This window comes from Rhodococcus sp. IEGM 1351 (assembly GCF_030056875.1).
Taxonomy (GTDB): domain Bacteria; phylum Actinomycetota; class Actinomycetes; order Mycobacteriales; family Mycobacteriaceae; genus Rhodococcus_F; species Rhodococcus_F opacus.
This window is the reverse complement of record NZ_JASHKU010000009.1, coordinates 127,248-144,203: the sequence shown is the minus strand read 5'-3', so window position 1 is coordinate 144,203 and position 16,956 is coordinate 127,248. Positions and strand designations below refer to the sequence as shown.

Annotated in this window: 18 protein-coding genes and 1 riboswitch; of the genes, 10 read left to right on the top strand and 8 right to left on the bottom strand. The window is 67.5% G+C overall.

Annotated elements, in window-relative coordinates:
• Positions 1-59 precede the first annotated feature (59 nt).
• From QM806_RS17830 to QM806_RS17820, 3 genes are read left to right on the top strand one after another with little or no spacing between them, the layout of a single operon-like run.
• Positions 60-1,316, top strand: a complete 1,257-nt coding sequence (locus QM806_RS17830) for an MFS transporter (protein WP_005572708.1) — start codon at positions 60-62, stop codon at positions 1,314-1,316.
• 38 nt (positions 1,317-1,354) lie between these two features.
• Positions 1,355-2,236, top strand: a complete 882-nt coding sequence (locus tag QM806_RS17825; RefSeq protein ID WP_005572709.1) for a fumarylacetoacetate hydrolase family protein — start codon at positions 1,355-1,357, stop codon at positions 2,234-2,236.
• Between the two features lie 12 nt (positions 2,237-2,248).
• Positions 2,249-3,175: a VOC family protein gene (locus tag QM806_RS17820; protein WP_065489326.1), complete on the top strand. Its 927-nt coding sequence runs from the start codon at positions 2,249-2,251 to the stop codon at positions 3,173-3,175.
• Positions 3,176-3,202: 27 nt separating this feature from the next.
• Here QM806_RS17820 and QM806_RS17815 read toward each other — a convergent pair whose 3' ends face one another.
• Positions 3,203-3,424, bottom strand: a complete 222-nt coding sequence (locus tag QM806_RS17815) for a hypothetical protein (RefSeq protein WP_005255171.1) — start codon at positions 3,422-3,424, stop codon at positions 3,203-3,205.
• Between the two features lie 282 nt (positions 3,425-3,706).
• On the opposite strand from QM806_RS17815, the gene QM806_RS17810 reads away from it, so the two are divergent.
• Complete coding sequence (locus QM806_RS17810; protein WP_005572711.1) at positions 3,707-4,111, top strand: C40 family peptidase; 405 nt, start codon at positions 3,707-3,709, stop codon at positions 4,109-4,111.
• A gap of 71 nt (positions 4,112-4,182) precedes the next feature.
• On the opposite strand, the gene QM806_RS17805 is transcribed toward QM806_RS17810, so the two are convergent.
• Positions 4,183-4,524 carry a histone-like nucleoid-structuring protein Lsr2 gene (locus QM806_RS17805; protein WP_005255167.1) on the bottom strand — a complete coding sequence of 114 codons (342 nt, stop codon included), beginning with the start codon at positions 4,522-4,524 and terminating at the stop codon, positions 4,183-4,185.
• A 140-nt stretch (positions 4,525-4,664) separates the two neighbouring features.
• Between QM806_RS17805 and QM806_RS17800 the strand changes: the two genes are divergently transcribed.
• Positions 4,665-4,856, top strand: a complete 192-nt coding sequence (locus tag QM806_RS17800) for a hypothetical protein (RefSeq protein ID WP_242323372.1) — start codon at positions 4,665-4,667, stop codon at positions 4,854-4,856.
• Position 4,857: 1 nt separating this feature from the next.
• On the opposite strand, the gene QM806_RS17795 is transcribed toward QM806_RS17800, so the two are convergent.
• The 3 genes from QM806_RS17795 to QM806_RS17785 all read right to left on the bottom strand — a co-directional run bounded on the left by QM806_RS17795 (position 4,858) and on the right by QM806_RS17785 (position 8,455).
• The gene (locus QM806_RS17795) at positions 4,858-6,273 is read right to left on the bottom strand and encodes a CitMHS family transporter (protein WP_065489320.1); all 1,416 of its coding nucleotides are present in this window, start codon (positions 6,271-6,273) and stop codon (positions 4,858-4,860) included.
• A 120-nt stretch (positions 6,274-6,393) separates the two neighbouring features.
• On the bottom strand, positions 6,394-7,689 hold the full coding sequence (locus QM806_RS17790) for an LLM class flavin-dependent oxidoreductase (protein WP_005572713.1): 1,296 nt from the start codon (positions 7,687-7,689) through the stop codon (positions 6,394-6,396).
• Position 7,690: 1 nt separating this feature from the next.
• Positions 7,691-8,455: a 3-oxoacyl-ACP reductase gene (locus QM806_RS17785; RefSeq protein WP_283292238.1), complete on the bottom strand. Its 765-nt coding sequence runs from the start codon at positions 8,453-8,455 to the stop codon at positions 7,691-7,693.
• Between the two features lie 48 nt (positions 8,456-8,503).
• Positions 8,504-8,608: riboswitch (TPP riboswitch) on the bottom strand.
• A gap of 72 nt (positions 8,609-8,680) precedes the next feature.
• On the opposite strand from QM806_RS17785, the gene QM806_RS17780 reads away from it, so the two are divergent.
• Positions 8,681-9,133 carry a MarR family winged helix-turn-helix transcriptional regulator gene (locus QM806_RS17780; RefSeq protein WP_007301081.1) on the top strand — a complete coding sequence of 151 codons (453 nt, stop codon included), beginning with the start codon at positions 8,681-8,683 and terminating at the stop codon, positions 9,131-9,133.
• Positions 9,134-9,135: 2 nt separating this feature from the next.
• On the top strand, positions 9,136-9,558 hold the full coding sequence (locus QM806_RS17775; RefSeq protein ID WP_005255157.1) for an organic hydroperoxide resistance protein: 423 nt from the start codon (positions 9,136-9,138) through the stop codon (positions 9,556-9,558).
• 21 nt (positions 9,559-9,579) lie between these two features.
• On the opposite strand, the gene QM806_RS17770 is transcribed toward QM806_RS17775, so the two are convergent.
• Both QM806_RS17770 and QM806_RS17765 read right to left on the bottom strand, forming a co-directional pair.
• A complete protein-coding gene (locus QM806_RS17770; protein ID WP_054247336.1) occupies positions 9,580-10,458 on the bottom strand; it encodes an oxidoreductase in 879 nt (292 codons plus the stop codon).
• A gap of 40 nt (positions 10,459-10,498) precedes the next feature.
• On the bottom strand, positions 10,499-12,541 hold the full coding sequence (locus tag QM806_RS17765; RefSeq protein ID WP_269591362.1) for a CocE/NonD family hydrolase: 2,043 nt from the start codon (positions 12,539-12,541) through the stop codon (positions 10,499-10,501).
• Positions 12,542-12,625: 84 nt separating this feature from the next.
• Between QM806_RS17765 and QM806_RS17760 the strand changes: the two genes are divergently transcribed.
• The 3 genes from QM806_RS17760 to QM806_RS17750 are packed head-to-tail and all read left to right on the top strand — an operon-like array spanning position 12,626 to position 16,096.
• Positions 12,626-13,582, top strand: coding sequence for a pseudouridine synthase (locus QM806_RS17760; protein ID WP_005572723.1), 957 nt, complete (start codon positions 12,626-12,628; stop codon positions 13,580-13,582).
• A 45-nt stretch (positions 13,583-13,627) separates the two neighbouring features.
• Positions 13,628-15,163, top strand: coding sequence for a CYTH and CHAD domain-containing protein (locus QM806_RS17755; RefSeq protein WP_005572724.1), 1,536 nt, complete (start codon positions 13,628-13,630; stop codon positions 15,161-15,163).
• A gap of 48 nt (positions 15,164-15,211) precedes the next feature.
• Positions 15,212-16,096 carry a universal stress protein gene (locus QM806_RS17750; protein WP_005572725.1) on the top strand — a complete coding sequence of 295 codons (885 nt, stop codon included), beginning with the start codon at positions 15,212-15,214 and terminating at the stop codon, positions 16,094-16,096.
• A gap of 13 nt (positions 16,097-16,109) precedes the next feature.
• On the opposite strand, the gene QM806_RS17745 is transcribed toward QM806_RS17750, so the two are convergent.
• Positions 16,110-16,847: a VIT1/CCC1 transporter family protein gene (locus QM806_RS17745; RefSeq protein ID WP_005572726.1), complete on the bottom strand. Its 738-nt coding sequence runs from the start codon at positions 16,845-16,847 to the stop codon at positions 16,110-16,112.
• Positions 16,848-16,956 lie beyond the last annotated feature (109 nt).

Sequence of the window (16,956 nt, the reverse complement as noted above, 5' to 3'; positions counted from 1 at the left end):
CCCGAGAACAGGAACAGTGATGGTCATCACCACCGCAACAAAGGAGCAAGGCATTGACCATGTCACGCGGGGACGAATTCCGGCGCGGGTGGCCGACTCTGTCAGCGGCCGCCGTGGGTGTCGGCACCGGGGTATCCGGGCTCGCCATCTACTCGGCGGGTCTGTTCACCGGCGATCTCGGTAGGGAGATCGGCCTCAGCGCCGCAATGTACGGGCTGTCCATCACCTTGCTGACCTTCGGGATGGCACTCGCCGCCCCCGTCGTCGGCTACGCCGTCGACAAGTTCGGAGTCAAGGCCCCGACGATTGCCGGAGCACTGTGCCTGGCAACCGGATTCACCGCACTGGGAACGGTCGTGCACTCGGTGCCGGCCTACATGACAGCGATGGCGTTGATCGGATTCTTCGGTGCAAGTTCCGGACCGATTGCCTTCACTCGGGCGGTGAGCAGCTGGTTCGACCGCGCCAGGGGCCTCGCGCTCGGCATCACGATGATGGGAATGGGACTCTCCGGCGCCATCATTCCGGTCGCCATCGGACGCGTCATCGAACTCGAAGGATGGCGGCTCGGCTACCTCACGTTGGCCTGCATTGCGCTCGCCGGGACCCTTCCCACCGTCTTCCTCCTGAAGGTCGCACCCCGAAGCGTAAGTACGCCGGGCACGGCCGGACGGTCGGCCGACGACGGTGACGACTTCGCCACCATCCGTCGGAACCCGCTCTACTGGCGGCTGATTCTCACATTCGGCCTGATGTCGGTCGCCTTCACCGGCCTCGTCCCCTACCTGGTCCCTATGCTTCGGCAGTACGGGATGAGCGTCGGCGGTGCGGCATCGATCGCATCGATCATGGGACTCGCGGTCATCCTGAGCCGACTGGTGATCGGACTGCTCATCGACATCCTCCGGCCTACCGCGGTCGCGGCCTCGCTCTGCCTGCTGTGCGCCACCGGCGTCGTGCTGTTCGCAGTCGGCGGAGTCGGATTCGCCCCCGTCCTGGCCTTTACGCTGGGGTGCATGCTCGGCGCCGAGCTGGACATGGTGGGCTACTTCACGTCGCGGTACTTCGGACTCGCCGCCTTCGGAAAGGCCTATGCAGGCCCCTATATGGCGTTCGTCCTCGGAGGCGGTATCGCGCCCCTGTGGGTCGGTGCCGTGGTGGACCGAACAGGAAGCTACACCGCAGTCCTCTACGTCGTCGCCGCGCTGACGGTGCTGTGCGCCGTCGCCTTCCTGGCCCTGCCGTCCCCGCGCCGGGTCACCCCCGCCCCTTCCGATACGAGGCCGACACCCGCCTCCGTCAACGCAGATCTCTGACCACACATAACAGACACCGCTCCAGGAGAACCACTTTCATGCGTATCGCCAACATCGACGACCGTGCCGCCCTCGTCATCGGAGCCGAGGGGGCCGAGCGGGGCGTCGACCTCGCTCACGCCTCCCGTGGCCGGTTCGGCCCCGACCTGCCCGCCGTCTATCAGGCTTGGGACGATGTCACCGCCTGGGCCACCGACCAGGACCTCTCGGCCCTGGCCGACGACAGCTTCCCGATCGACCGGTCCCTGCTGGGTGCACCGTCACCGGCTCCCCGGCAGGTGTTCGCGGTCGGGCTGAACTACCACGCGCACGCCGCCGAATCCGGTTTCGAATCCCCCACCCATGTGCCGCCGGTGTTCACCAAGTACTCCTCCAGCTTCACCGGCCCCGACACCGACGTCGTGGTTCCCGCCGGCGGCAACGTCGACTGGGAGATCGAACTCGTCGCCGTCATCGGCCGCGACACCACCAACATCGACGAGGCCGACGCCTGGTCCCACGTCGCCGGCCTCACCGCCGGACAGGACATCTCCGAACGGATCACCCAGACCCGTGGTCCCGCACCGCAATTCGGGCTCGGAAAATCGTTCGCCGGTTTCTCTCCGCAAGGTCCGTGGCTGGTCACCTCGGACGAGTTCACCGACCCCGACGACCTCGAACTCGGCTGCACCATCGACGGTGAACAAGTGCAGAAGGGCCGCACCCGCGACCTGATCTTCCCGGTCTCGAAGCTGATCGCCACCCTCTCCCGCACCGTGACCCTCTATCCGGGTGATGTCATCTTCACCGGCACCCCCGCCGGCGTCGGCGTCGGCCGCGACCCGCAACGGTTCCTGCAGGCCGGCGAGAAACTCGACAGCTGGATCGACGGCATCGGCACACTTCATCAGCGTTTCGTCGCCGACCCCGACGCGAAGTAGAGGACACCGATCATGGCACTGCACGGACTGGGCAAGGTCACCGTCGGCGTCCCCAACGTCGACGACACCATCGCCTACTACATCGAATTCGGCCTCGAGCACCGCGGGAACGGGGTGTTCGCCACCCGCAACGGCGGCGAACAACTCCACATCGTGCACGCCCCGACCCGGCGGCTGGTCGAATTGACCGTCGCCGCCGACGACCCGGACGACATCACCGCCATCACTTCACGGCTGACCGGGCTCGGTGTGGCGATCGAGCAGAACGGCACGTCCGTCAGTGCCGTCGAACCGGTCACCGGCACGATCGTCAGGGTGGCGGTCCGGCCCCGGATCGTCATCGAGCCCGCGGTGTTGCCGACGCCGTACAACGGGCCTGGGCGCATCGACCGCTGGGGGCGGGCCCCGTTCCTCACCCGCACCGAGCCGGTGCGCCCCCGCAAACTCGGGCACGCGGTGATCGGGTCCACCGACCTCCAGACCACGATGCAATTCTTCACCGAGGGTCTCGGATTCAAGGTCAGCGACTACATGGGCGACAAGGCCGCGTTCCTGCGCTGCTCCGCCGAGCACCACAACGTGCTCGTCATGGCCGCACCGGTGAACTTCCTGCATCACACCAGCTGGCAGGTCGACGACATCGACGAGGTCGGCCGCGGCGCCCACGCGATGCTCGAGAACAACCCCGAACGCCACATCTGGGGTCTCGGACGGCACTATGCCGGCGCGAACTTCTTCTGGTACCTCAAGGACCCGGCGGGGAACTTCTCCGAGTACTACTCCGACATGGACACCGTCCCCGAGGACGAACTCTGGTCACCGGAAGTGCTCCACGGCCTGCAAGGTCTGTACGCCTGGGGGCCACCGCCGCCCCCGTCGTTCCTCGAACCGGACGACCTCGCCGCCTTGATGACCGGAGCACACTCCACCACGGGGTGACGAGCGGGTAGAACGATTCGGTGTCGGCTAGATCAGTTCGACGACGGTCCCCAGGTCGTGCACATGCTCGCTGTCCGCCGGCCCGGCGGCCGGCGTGATGTCACCACGTGCCGTGAGTGCCATCGATCTCGCCTCGCCCGCGGCGAAGGCGACCGGTACCGCCACGGCAACGGACAGGAGGGCAGCTCCCGCGTCGAACACCAAGCGTGCGACACCGAAAGCACAGTTCGCCGATTCTCGGATCGTCATCGTCCGCCTTCCTTCATCCCAGTCCACAGGACGTAGCGGACCACTCCCTTTGACCTGACAATTACCCGATCGACGTTACGAGGGGCCCGCACTACTCGCGAGTACCAAACCGACCAGATCGAATGGTTTACCCGGCGGCCGTCGAATCCGGCGACGGAGGCAGAGAAGACAGGCACGTATCCGGGTAATTCGGCCGATGCGCCCGGATCGCGCCGGGAACACCCTGTAATCGGACGTCTCGACGACGCGACACCACACCGAGCGCACTGGAGTAACGACGGCATGAACCCACACACCGGGAATCACGGATATCACCTGGTTCACACGCTCCGCCGGCCTCCGGTGCGGCCGGGACGCCACGCACTGCATGCCGCCGCATCCAGAATCGGAATCCCGTGCATCCGCGGCGCCGGCGACCACCGCGCCTTCGACAGCTCCGGGCTCGTTCAATGGGCGTACAAACAGGCCGGTGTAGCCGTTCCGCGCACCACCTACGAGCAACTACGACACGGGACCGCCGTGGACGAGAGCGACCTGCAACCCGGTGACGTCGTCCTCTTCTACGGGGGCGGCCACGCGGGGATCTATGCAGGGAACGACACAGTCGTCCACGCACCCGCTCCGGGACGGCCGGTCACGCGAGTAGCCATGAACTCCATGTCATTTCACGCAGCGCGCCGATACTGACGACCGATTACAGCCTCCAGCCGACCTGAACAGGGCGGCTGGAGGCGCCGACCATCCGCGACACCGTTGACTCAGTGAGCGGCGTTGTACGCTTCCTCGATCTCGGCAGGAATACGTCCACGCGTGGACAACTCATACCCCTGCGACGTCGCCCATTCTCGAATTTCCTTTGCCTGGCTCCGTCCCTGCGACGGTGCCACTGCAGGAGTCGACCGACGCTTTCTTCCACCGACCCGAGTTGCATGCTCGATGTAGTAGTCGAGAGTCTTGTGGAATTCCCTGGCGTTCTTGACCTTCAGATCGATCTCGTAGTCGACGCCGTCGACAGAGAACGGAATGGTCTCCCCCTTACCGTTCTTGATCGGAGTTCCGTCGATGTCGTCGATGCGTTCGACAACAACTTTGCGCGCCACAGTCCCACTCCTTCATCGTCGATAACCCGGGGAACACTACGTCGAAGTATTGTTCACCTGCCAATCCCCGACGGAGTTTTCGAATTGCAGACCCGGGTCCGTCTGATTGGAGAACCCTGCCGGCGGGGTATTCGTCGGACATGACACCGAAGGACGCATCCGGACCGAAGACCACGACCACCGACAGCGGCGCCCCGGGCGCGGACAAGGACGTGATGTCCGATCCGGCCGAGGACGACAAGAGTTCGGGCGCCGACTGGAGCGGCGAAGGTGGCGCGACCCCTGAGGGCCCCGCCACCGACACCGACACCGACACCGACACCGAGGACTAGGTCACCAGGGGATCTGGCCGAGGACCACACCGATCACCAGCATCGACAGCGACACCAGCGCCGCGCGCCACAGCACCTTCTTGTGATGGTCCGCCAGCGGGACACCCGCCAGGGTCACGAGCAGGAGGATGGCCGGGACGAGGGGGCTCTGCATGTGGAACGTCTGGCCGGTGATGGATGCGCGGGCCATCTCGACCGGCTCGATGCCGTACGTGGCCGCCGTCTCGGCGAGCACGGGCATGATACCGAAGTAGAAGGCGTCGTTGCTCATGAAGAACGTGAACGGCAGGCTCAGGATGCCCGTGATGACGGCCAGGTGCGGTCCGAGCGAGGCCGGGATGATTTCGAGCAGCCACTGCGCCATGGCCTCGACCATTCCGGTGCCCTGGAATACGCCGGTGAGCACGGCCGCGGCGAACACCATCGCGACCACGGAGACGATGCTCGACGAGTGGCGGGTGATCGCTTCCTGCTGTTCCTTGACCCGCGGGAAGTTCACCGTCAGCGCGATCGATGCGGCCACCATGAACAGGACCGGAATCGGCAGTACGTCCATCACGAGCACGACGAGGAGCGCCACCGTCACGAGCGCGTTGAACCACAGCAGCTTCGGCCGCAGCGTGGGCCGCTGGGGGTCGAGACCGTCGACGAAGCCCTGGCCGTCGTCCGATCCGGCGTCGCCGGAGCCGCCACCCGTTCGGGGTGCGTCACCATTGCCCCCGGATCCGGATCCGGATCCGGTCACGGACCGCCGGAGGCCGGAGCCTGCGGAGACGAGGAGGCGCTCGTCGGTGAGTTCGAGCGTTCCGATGCGGCGGCGTTCGCTGTAGCCCAGCTGCACGGCGAACAGCAGCACGACGAGCAGTCCGACCACCAGCGACGGGATCATCGGCACGAACACGTCCGACGGTGAGATTCCCAGCGCCGCGGCTGCCCGGACCGTCGGTCCACCCCACGGGACGATGTTCATCGCGCCGTTCGCGAGGCCGGCGACCACCGTCAGAACCACGGGGCTGACCTTCAGCTTCATGTACAGCGGCAGCAGTGCGGACGTCACGATGATGAACGTCGTGGATCCGTCACCGTCCAGCGACACCACCATCGCGAGCACCGCGGTGCCGACGACGAGCCGCATGGGGTCGTTGCGGACGAGCCGGAGGATGAGTTTCACCAGCGGGTCGAACAGGCCGACGTCGATCATGATCCCGAAGAAGATGATCGCGAAGAACAGCAAGGCGGCCGTCGGTGCCAGCGCCTTGATCCCGTCGGTGATCATGTCGCCGATGCCGAGGCCGGCCCCGGCCGCGATCCCGAATGCGACCGGGACGGCGATCAACCCGACCACGGGAGTGGCCCGTTTGGACATGATCAAGAACATGAACACGGCCACCATCAGAAAGCCGAGTGCTACCAGCATTGCCACTCCTCGTCCGAACTCGCGTCGTGGTGTGATCGCGATAACAGCCAGTGTCGGGGGGAGGGACGCTCACAGTCACTGTTGCGTACTTAGAGAAGGTTGTGTTCTTTGTGGTGGCAACTACGGGCGCCCCCGGAGATGGTCGCGCAGAGTGTCTGTCTCATACTCCGCGCGGAACAGTCCACGCTTCTGCAGGACGGGGATCACCTCGTCGACGAAGTCGGCGAGGCCGTTCGGGTAGAGCGGCGGCATCAGGTTGAAGCCGTCGGCCCCGCCGCGGCGGAACCACACCTCGATCTCGTCGGCGATCGATTCCGGGGTTCCGATCATGGTGCAGTGGCCGCCACCGGCCGCCAACGTGCCCAGCAGCGACCGCACGGTGGGACGGTCCTTGTCGATGATCCGCAGGATCGTGTCGTACCGGCCCTGCGGCCCGGTGAACTCCGACAGCGGCGGCAGCGCGGGAACCGGTGCGTCCAATTCCCAGGCACTGCAGTCCTGCTGGACGAACATCGACAACTGCGCCAGCGACTGTTCGACGGGCAGGAGCGCGTCGAGTTCCGCCTTCTTCCGCCGGGCCTCCGCACCGGTCGAGCCGACATAGGTCACGAGACCGGGCATCACGACCACCGCGTCGGCGTCGCGGCCCGCCGCACGGATGCGCCGCTTCACGTCGCCGTAGTAGCTCTGCGCGGCCGTGAGGTCGTAGGCGACGGCGTAGATGCCCTCGGCGCACCGGGCGGCCAGGTCGCGGCCCTGATCGGACGCGCCGGCCTGGAACAGCACGGGACGACCCTGCGGCGAGTGCGGCACGTTCAGCGGACCGTCCACGAGGAAATGCTTTCCCCGATGCTCGACCGGCTTCACCTTGGCCGGGTCCGCGAAGATGCCCTCACGGTCGAGCACGAGCGCGTCGGGCTCCCACGAATCCCACAGAGCAAGTGCCACGTCGACGAACTCCGCGGCGCGCGAATAGCGTTCGTCGTGCGGCGGCATCGCCTCGAGTCCGTGGTTGCGCGCTTCGGCGTCGAACATGGACGTCACCACGTTCCAGCCGGCACGGCCGCCGCTGATGTGGTCGAGCGACGCCAGCATCCGGGCGGCGTGGAACGGTGTGTAGAACGTGGTGGACACCGTCGTCACGAGTCCGACCCGCTCCGTCGCCCGCGCCATCGCGGACAGCGCGGTGAGCGGTTCGAGGAACCACATGCCTCCGGATGCGGGGTCGCGCACCGAATGCCCGTCCGCGAAGAACACCGCGTCGAGGCATCCGCGCTCCGCGGTCTGCGCCAACTCCTCGTAGTAGGCGATGTCGCAGAGGCGCTCCACCTGGGACGAGGGGTGCCGCCACGCGGCGCCGTGGTGCCCGCAGCTGTAGAGGAACGCGTTGAAGTGCAGTTGCCGGGCGTCGCTCATGTCAGTCCTTGACCAGTCCGCCGTCGACGACGAGGTTCTGGCCGGTCACCGCACGCGACCACGGGGACGCGAAGAACAGCACCGCGTCGGCGAACTCGTCCGGCGTGGTGACCCGCTGCAGCGGGGTGCTCGCCGCGATGAGGTCGAACACCTCGTCGGGAGTGGCGACGCTCGCGTCGGTGGTGCGGAGCAGCCCGCCCGACACCATGTTGACGGTGATGCCGTCGGGACCGAGGTCGGCCGCGAGCGTGCGGGTCAGCGACAACGCCGCGGCCTTGGCGGCCGTGTAGTCGTGGTACGGGACGACGGGGTTCTGGAACAGGTTGGTTCCGATGTTCACGATCCGGCCGAACCCGAGCGAACGCATGCCCGGCAGCGCGGCCTGCGTCGTGTGCAGGGTCGCCTTCACGCTGCCACGCAGCTGCGAGTCGAAGGCATCCCACGTGATGACGTCCGCCTTGTCGCGTGCGTCGCCGTTGAAGGAGAAGTCGGCGAGCGCGTTGTTGATCACCGTGGTCACCGGTGAGCCGAAGTGTTCTTCCGCCGCGGAGAACAGCGCCGCCACCTGTCCGGCGTCCGTGACGTCGGCCCGGAGCGCGACCGCACGGTCCGCGCCCAGGGAGGTCGCGAGTTCTTCGGCCGCCTCCCGGCTGTTCCGGTAGTTCACGATCACCCGCGCGTTCTGCGCCGCGAACGACCGCACGATGGCGGCGCCGAGGCCCCGCCCACCGCCGGTCACCAGGACGATCTGCTTGTCGAGCTGCATGCTGTCACCTTCCGTTCGGTCGGCGACGAGACATCGGATGAGCGCATACGGCCGTCTCCGCGACATCCCTTCGCCGGCATTACCCAGTTCAGGTTCGACGGGTCTGTTCTCAGCCGTCCGGCTCGTCGCCGGGCAGCACCCCGTGTCACTGGCCAACAGTGTAAGCGCAATCACCGATTCCAGTTCTTGGTTGTGCACAACCTAGTTGTGTGCAACTATTCAGGGGTGACCGACAACCTCACCCTCGACCGCCAGGTGTGCTTCGCCCTGTACTCGGCTTCCCGGGCCATGACGGCGAGATACCGGTCGATGCTCGACTCGTTGGGAGTGACCTACCCGCAGTACCTCGTGCTGTTGGTGCTCTGGGAACGGGACGGCCGCGGAGTACGTGAGATCTGCGACGCCCTCGACCTCGACACCGGCACGCTGTCGCCACTGCTCAAGCGGCTCGAAACCCTGGGCCTGGTCGAACGCCGGCGCTCCTCGGCCGACGAGCGCCGGGTCGGGATCCACCTCACCGAGAAGGGTGCGGCCCTCCGCGCCGCCGCGGAGGGCATCCCCGCCGAACTCGCCGACTCGACGGGAATGGAGATCGACGAACTCGTCGCCCTCCGGGACACACTGTCGCGTCTCACCGAATCACTCCACAGCTTCACCACCCCTACAGGAGAGAAGTAACCATGAAGATCGTCTACACCGCCGAAGCCCTCGCGACCGGAGAAGGCCGCAACGGCCACGCCCGCACGTCCGACGGCAAGCTCGACCTGAACCTCGCGATCCCCACCGAGATGGGCGGGTCCGGCGACGGCACCAACCCCGAGCAGTTGTTCGCCGCCGGATACGCGGCATGCTTCCACTCCGCGCTCCAGCTGGTCGGCCGTCAGGCGAAGGCGAACGTCGCCGACTCGGCCGTCGGCGCCCGCGTCGGCATCGGCCCGACGGACAGCGGCGGATTCGGTCTCGCCGTCACCCTCGAGGTTTCCCTGCCCCACCTGCCGCGCGCCGAGGCGCTCGAGCTGACCGAGAAGGCACACCAGGTGTGCCCCTACTCCAACGCCACCCGCGGCAACATCGACGTCACCCTCGAGGTCACCGAAGACTGAGCAACCCTGACGGGCGTCGCGTCACCCGAACTTGAACTCGACGCCCGTCAGGTCCTCCGACAGCGCCCACAGCGCCCGCGCGGTGTGCTCGTCCCGCGACTTCTTGTTGGAGCCCACCACCTTCGGATGGCCACGCTGCTCGAACAGGCCGTCCGGCCCGATGTAGCTGCCACCGATCACATCGGGTGCCGTTGCCGCGTACAGCATCGGCAGCGCCCCCATCTCCGCCGACTGCGCGAAGATCCGGTTGCCGACGGCCATCAGCTTGTCCTGCACCGACTCGGTGTGGGCCTGCAGATTGGTCGACGCGTAACCGGGGTGCGCGGCCACCGCTTTCACGGGTGACCCCGCCGCCGACAGCCTGCGCTGCAACTCGTATGTGAACAGCAGATTCGCGAGTTTCGACTGCCCGTACGCGCTCCAGCGGTTGTACTTGCGGCGCTCCCAGTTGAGGTCGTCGAGGTGAATCGTTCCCGCCTGATGTGCCGCACTCGACATCGTGGCGACCCGATCGGTGATCTTGTCGAGCAGCAGGCCGGTCAATGCGAAGTGCCCGAGATGATTTGTGCCGATCTGCATTTCGAATCCGTCGGCGGTCTTGCGCTGCGGAACCGCCATCACGCCCGCGTTGTTCACGAGAACGTCGACGGACTCGACGCCGGCGGCGAACTCGCGCACCGAGGCGAGGTCGGACAGATCGAGGCGGCGCACCTCGGCGTTGTCACCGATCGACCGTGCGACGACCTCCCCCTTGTGGGTGTTGCGGCAGGCCAGCACGACGTGCGCCCCCGCCTTGCCCAGGGCCCGCGCGGCCACCTCCCCCAGACCACTGTTGGCGCCCGTGACGACGAACGTGCGGCCGCTCTGATCGACGATGTCCGAAGCTGTCCACTTGGTCATGGCGTCAACCCTACGGATCTCGGGACGTGGCGTGCACCTTTCACCACGCCTGCGCTCCGACCAGCGGCAGATTGACGAAACTCGGCCGATCCGGGGACAACGCGACGTGCTGCGGCTTCAGTTGACTGTCGGCCAGAATCGGTCCGAGCGGCAGGTACCGGGGGACGCTGCCCGCGTACACGTCGACGCGCAGCCGGTGCCCCGGCGCGAGGACGGCGTCGGTGGGCACGAAGTTGATGTCCACCGGTGTCACTTCTCCCGGCACCAGCGGCTGACGTGCGTCCACCCTCAGATAGTGGTGCGGTTCGGTGTAGTCGCCGTTCGCCGACTTGGTGCTCTTCGAATCGTCCACGGCCCGCATGGAAGCGGTGAGCGCACCATTGGTGAGCGGGGTCGTCGTGCCGTCCGGTGCGACGTCGTTCAGTGTCACCGCCCAGAATCCGTCCGGGGCGTCGAGCACGGTTTCGAGGTGCAGATTGACCGGACCCGACAGCTCGGTCGGCTGTGTGACGGGGGCGCTGGTGAACGTCAGCCCCTCGGCCTCGGCGAACCGGGAGTCCTTGCTGCACACCGATCCGAAGACGACGGCCGCTCCTGCGGTGCCCTGTGCGCCGTCGCGGGAACAGAGCCCGCGGAGGCCGGGTGCGACGGTGAGTCGTGCTGCGTCGCCGGGTTTCGCCGACACCAGGCTGCCGTCGTGGGCGGCGTGCCCGGCGGTGCCACTGGGGGCACCCGACAGGTACATCCGCTGGTAGTCGACACCGGCCCGCGGGAACTGATCGGTGGTGGTCCAGCCGTTGCCCTGCTGGTACAGCGTGACCGGGCCGTACTCGTCGATGCCGTTGTCGATGCCCTTCAGCCACTTGTCGAACCAGGCGCGTTCGAGGACGTCGAGTCGTGGCGGCGCACCCTGTTCGCCGAAGCCGCCACCGAACGAGATGTGGTAGGCGTCGCTCATGATCAGCTGCTTCTCACCGGCAGGCAGCGGGATGTCGTTGTAGACCCGCGGCTCGCTGTTCGCGAAGATGTCGTGCCACGCGCCGTAGAGCATCGTCGGCACCTCGATGTTCGCGGCCTGCGCCTTCCGCTCCTCGTAGAACTGGCCGTCCTGCGCCACCCGCAGCGTGCCGGGGTCGAGACCGTTGATGTCCGGCGCGGTCATGGCCTCGATCAGTGCGGGGAACAGCGTCAGCGGATCCCGCAACCGATCCTGCAGCCACCGCTGGTCGAAGCGCCCCTGCGCAAGGGCCTGGATGTCGGGAACGAACTTGAGACCGTTGACCAGTGACAGCCACAGCGGCATGAATCCCACGCCGAGACCACCGCCCGTTCCGACGATGTCGCGGAGCAGATCGTTGCCCGGTTCGGTCGGGAAGATCGCCTTCAACGCCGGCGGCTGATGCCCCGCGGCCTGCAGCGAATTGATTCCCGAGTACGACACCCCCGCCATGCCGACCTTGCCGTCGGACCATCCCTGCTTGCTCATCCAGTCGATGATCTCGACGGAGTCCTGCTGCTCGAGCGGACCGAGTGCCTGCCATTCCCCTTGAGAGAAGCCGGTGCCCCGCGCATCGACGACCACCTGGGTGTACCCGTTCCGGACGAGGTCGCGGTTGATGCCGAAGACGCGCATGCCGCCACCGGTGAGCACCTTGGCCGCTTCCCCGACGCCGTCGAACGGTGTTCCGGCGAGATCGAAGGAGTTCACCAGGTCGACGACGGTGTCCTCGAGCCCCGGCACCGCGAACACGGAATCGACGAGGTTGCCGACCAGCTTCGTGTACGGCGTGACGTTGAGGACCGACGGCATCCTGGTGTCGATCGGGTTGCCGGAGGCGTCCGCGGGGCGATAGACGTTGGCCTTCAGCACCGTTCCGTCGCTCATGGTGATGGGGACGTCCCAGTCGATCGCGATCACCGGGTACTCGGGCGGCGCGTCGACCGCGGCGTTCCACGCGGCCCCCGCCGCCCCGCCCGTCGGATCCGCCGACGCCGTCACCGTGGGCACCACCGCGAGCCCCACCCCCACCGCCAGAGCGACTGCCACCACACCCGGTCGAAACGCCCATCGACGCACGATCACCACGAACCCCCGTGAAATCCTCCGATGACGCGCCTCAGCGACCAGTCAGGGTGGCCCGCGTCACAAACTTACCGGATAGTAACCATGAGTCCCCCCGCGGTCAACGGCGGATTTCCGCAGCCTGTCGTCTACCGTGACGGGGTGCCCGACGCCCCACTTCCCGTCCGCGACGGCCTCAACCCGACGCGGCTGAGGATGCCGGACGACGGCTCGTGGCCCACCGTGCTCGAGTACCTGGTCGCGCGTTTCCCGCACGACGAGACGCGCCTCCGCGAGAAGGTGGCCACCGCGGAAGTCGTCGACGAGCGCGGGCAGCCGATCACCGACTCCACCCCGTTCGCACCCCGAAGATTCGTGTACCTGTACCGGGATCCGCCAGTCGAGACACGGGTGCCGTTCGAGATCGAGATCCTCCACCGCGACGAGAACCTCCTCGTCGTGGACAAACCCCACTTCCTGGCCAGCACCCCACGCGGCGCGTACATCGCCGAGTCGGCGCTGGTCCGGTTGCGCAGAGACCTCGACCTCCCGGAACTGACACCCGCGCACCGGCTCGACCGGTTGACCGCCGGGGTGCTGATCTTCACGGTGCGGCGTGAGGTCCGGCGCGACTACCAGTCGCTGTTCGACCAGCGCCGGGTGGTCAAGGAGTACGAGGCGGTCGCGCGTTACGACCCCGATCTCCCGCTACCCGCCACCGTCCGCAGTCGAATCGTCAAGGAGCGAGGCGTCCTGAAGGCGTACGAGGTGGACGGTCCCGCCAACAGCGAGAGCCGCATCGAACTCCTCGAGGTCCACGGCGACGCGGCCCGGTACCGGCTGCTGCCGCACACCGGCAAGACGCACCAGTTGCGGCTGCACATGAGTTCGCTGGGCATCCCGATCCACGGCGACAACTTCTATCCCGACTTCTACGACGTTGCCGCCGACGACTATTCGACGCCGCTGCGGCTGCTGGCCCGGTCCGTCGAATTCGTCGACCCCCACTCCGGCGTCACGCGACGCTTCGCGAGCGTCCGGAGCCTCGACTGGCCGAAGTGACCTCGGCTTCTTTCCCCCGGGCCGGTCAGACGGAAGGATGGGGACATGAGTACCGCGACGTCCGTCTCCGAAGTGGAACGCAAGTACGAGGCCGGTTCGGAGCAGCAGATACCCAGCCTCTCGGGATTGCCCGGTGTGGACGGTGAACCGCGGCGCGACACCGTTCAGCTGTCCGCCCTGTACTACGACACCGGCGAACTTCTGCTGCTGCGCGCCGGAATCACCCTCCGCCGCCGGGAAGGCGGCGACGACGCCGGCTGGCATCTGAAGATCCCGGCAGGCGCGGACGAGCGAACCGAGTTGCAGTTGGCGCCCGACGCCGAGCTCCCCGAGACGGAAGTGCCCCGGGAATTCGCGGAACTGCTCACTGCCGTCACCCGCGGCGCCGCCCTGAACCCGGTCGCTCTCATCAGCACCGATCGCGAACGGCAGCGGCTCGTGGACGCGGCGGGGACGACGCTCGCCGAGGTCGTCTCGGACGTCGTGATCGCCGCCGTCCCCGAGAAGGGCACCGGATCCGACGAGCGGGTGTGGCGCGAGATCGAAGTGGAGCTCGCGGCCGGAGACCGAAACCTGTTCGACGCCATCGACTCCCGGCTGACGGACGCCGGGATAGCTCGGTCGGACGCGCCGTCGAAGTTGCGGCGGGCGCTCGGCGACGCGGTGACCGGCACCCCGCGCCCCGCGCGCAGGACGAAGGGGTCCACTCCCCGGACACTGCTGCTGGAGTATCTGGCGGCGCAGAAGGATTCTCTCGTGACGGCCGACCTCGGCGTGCGGCGCGACCTCGAGGAGTCCGTCCACGACCTCCGGGTCTCGGCCCGGCGCATCCGGAGTGTCCTCCAGGTGTACGGGTCCAGCCTGCGCGATCAGGAAACCGTCGACGAGTTGATCGTCGAACTCCGCTGGGTCGGTCAGGCCCTCGGCTCGGCGCGGGACACCGAGGTGCAGTGGAGCCGGCTCGTGGACCGGCTGGGTGGCGCCGAGGAAATACCCGACCGCGAGGTCGTGCGTGCGCGCCTCGACGAGTACTTCTCGGGACTCGCCGCGACGGCCCGGCCCGCAGCACTGGCCGCCCTGAACTCCCGGCGCTACCTCGACCTGCTCGCCGGACTCGATACGTTCCTGGTCGCCGTCGAGGCGTCCGGGGACGGTGGCCCGTCGAAGAAGGCCGTGGCGAAATCCCTGCGCACCTTGTCGAAGTCCGTCCACAAGCGCGTGCGGAAGGCGGCGTCCGCGACCACCCGGGCCGAGCGCGACGCACGGACACACCGGGCGCGCAAGCGCGCCAAGCGAATGCGCTATGCGATCGAGGCGACGCGGTCGCTGACACCGAAGGCGTCCGACCGCGCTCAGACGAAATTCAAGGGCTTTCAGGACGTGCTCGGCGAGTACCAGGACGCCGTCGTCGCACGGGACCACATCCTCGCGATGGTCGCGGAGGATCAGCACTCCGCCGAGTCGAGCCTGGGCCTCGGAATGCTCTTGCAGCGTGAGCTCGATCGCGGCGATACCCTGACGCCGCTCGTGAAACCCGAGTGGAAGACCGCGAGGAAGGCGGCCCGAAAAGTCTGGAAGTAGGGCACAGTCGGGGAGTACCCCCAACAGCGTGAGCGAAGGGAGCCAGACGTGAGCACACCCGCCAGTCATTCCGTCGTCGTCGGCCTGGACGGATCCGACGCCTCCACCGCCGCCGCCCTGTGGGGCGCCGCAGTCGCGTCGAAGTGGGGTGCCACGCTGTCGCTCGTGCACGCACTGCCGCAGGACGGCCCGCTGTACAGCCCCGCTGCGATCATGCTGGAGTCGCAGTTCCTCAGTCAGCTGCGCGAGGACGGCGAGGCCATCATCGGGACGGCGAAGCGGCTACTGGGACCGAAGTTCCCCGGTCTGGAGATCGAGACGACCATCAGTCCCGGTCCCGCGGGCACCGCACTGCTCGAGGCCGCCGACTGGGCGCGGTTGATCGTGCTCGGATCCACGGGAACGGGAGCGATCCGTTCGGTGCTGCTCGGCTCGACGGCGCTGCACGTCGTCAACCGCGCACCCTGCCCGGTGACCGTTCTCCGGGGTGAAGTCACCACACCCGACCAGCGTCCGGTGGTGGTCGGGGTCGACGGAAGCGACCTCAGCCGCGACGCCGTGGCCCACGCATTCGAATTCGCGTCGTTCTTCGAGGCGCCGCTGACCGCCGTCCACACGTGGCAGGGCTCCCCCACGCTCGGCGCGGGCGGCACCGGCATGCTCGTCGACTGGGACGCCGTGAAGCAGGAAGAGGAGGCGCTGCTGTCCGAGGGCCTCGCGGGCGAGTCGGAACGATACCCGGACGTGTCCGTGACGAGGGTGGCCGAGCAGGGTGCCGCAGCCGACGTCATCCTGCGGCATGCAGGGGACGCCCAGCTCATCGTCGTCGGCAGCCACGGCCGGGGACCGTGGCTCGGCGCGCTGATGGGCTCGACGAGCCAGAATCTGCTCCACCACGCGAAATGTCCGGTCATGATCTGCCGGAGCGAGTGACTGTCGCCCGAAGCTAGGCGATGCCCGTTCCCACCAGCTGGCCGATGCCGTACGTGACGATCATCGCGAGTGCCCCGCCCAGCACGACGCGGAGCACTGCCCGGGTGCGCTGTGCGCCGCCGAGAGCCGCGCTGACGGTGCCCGTGAGGGCCAGCGCGACCAGCACGGCGAAGAACGCCACCGGAATGCGCAGGTGCACAGGCGGTACGAGGATCGCCAGCAGCGGGACGAGGGCGCCGAGCGTGAAGGACAGCGCCGAGGATCCCGCAGCCTGCCAGGGGTTGGTCAGGTCGTCCGGGTCGATGCCCAGTTCGATGTCCACGTGGGCGGCGAACGCATCGTGGTCGGTGAGTTCGCGCGCGACCGTCCGGGCGGTGTCGCCACTCAGCCCCTTGGCCTCGTACATCGCGACGAGTTCCTCGAACTCGACGTCGGGGGTTTCGGTGAGTTCGCGGCGTTCCTTCGACAAAAGAGCGCGTTCGGTGTCGCGCTGGGTGCTCACCGAGACGTACTCGCCCAGGGCCATCGACACCGCCCCGGCCGCGAGACCCGCGAATCCGGCGGTGAAGATCGCCGATCGTTCGGTGGTGGCCGCGGCCACCCCGACCACCAGGCCGGCGGTCGACACGATGCCGTCGTTGGCGCCGAGAACGCCGGCCCGCAACCAGTTGAGGCGGCTCGCCAGACTCGGTGCGTGCGGCTCGTCGGGATGCCGCGAGGGCTCGGCCCGCTCGGCGTTCTCTGCTGACATGCGTTCAGGCTAAGACGAAAAGGCCTGGTCGGATAGCCAGGCTAGGCTGCGCTCGGCCGGGGTGAACTGTTCCCCACCCACCGAAACCAAGCAGTTGCTAGGTTAGGGG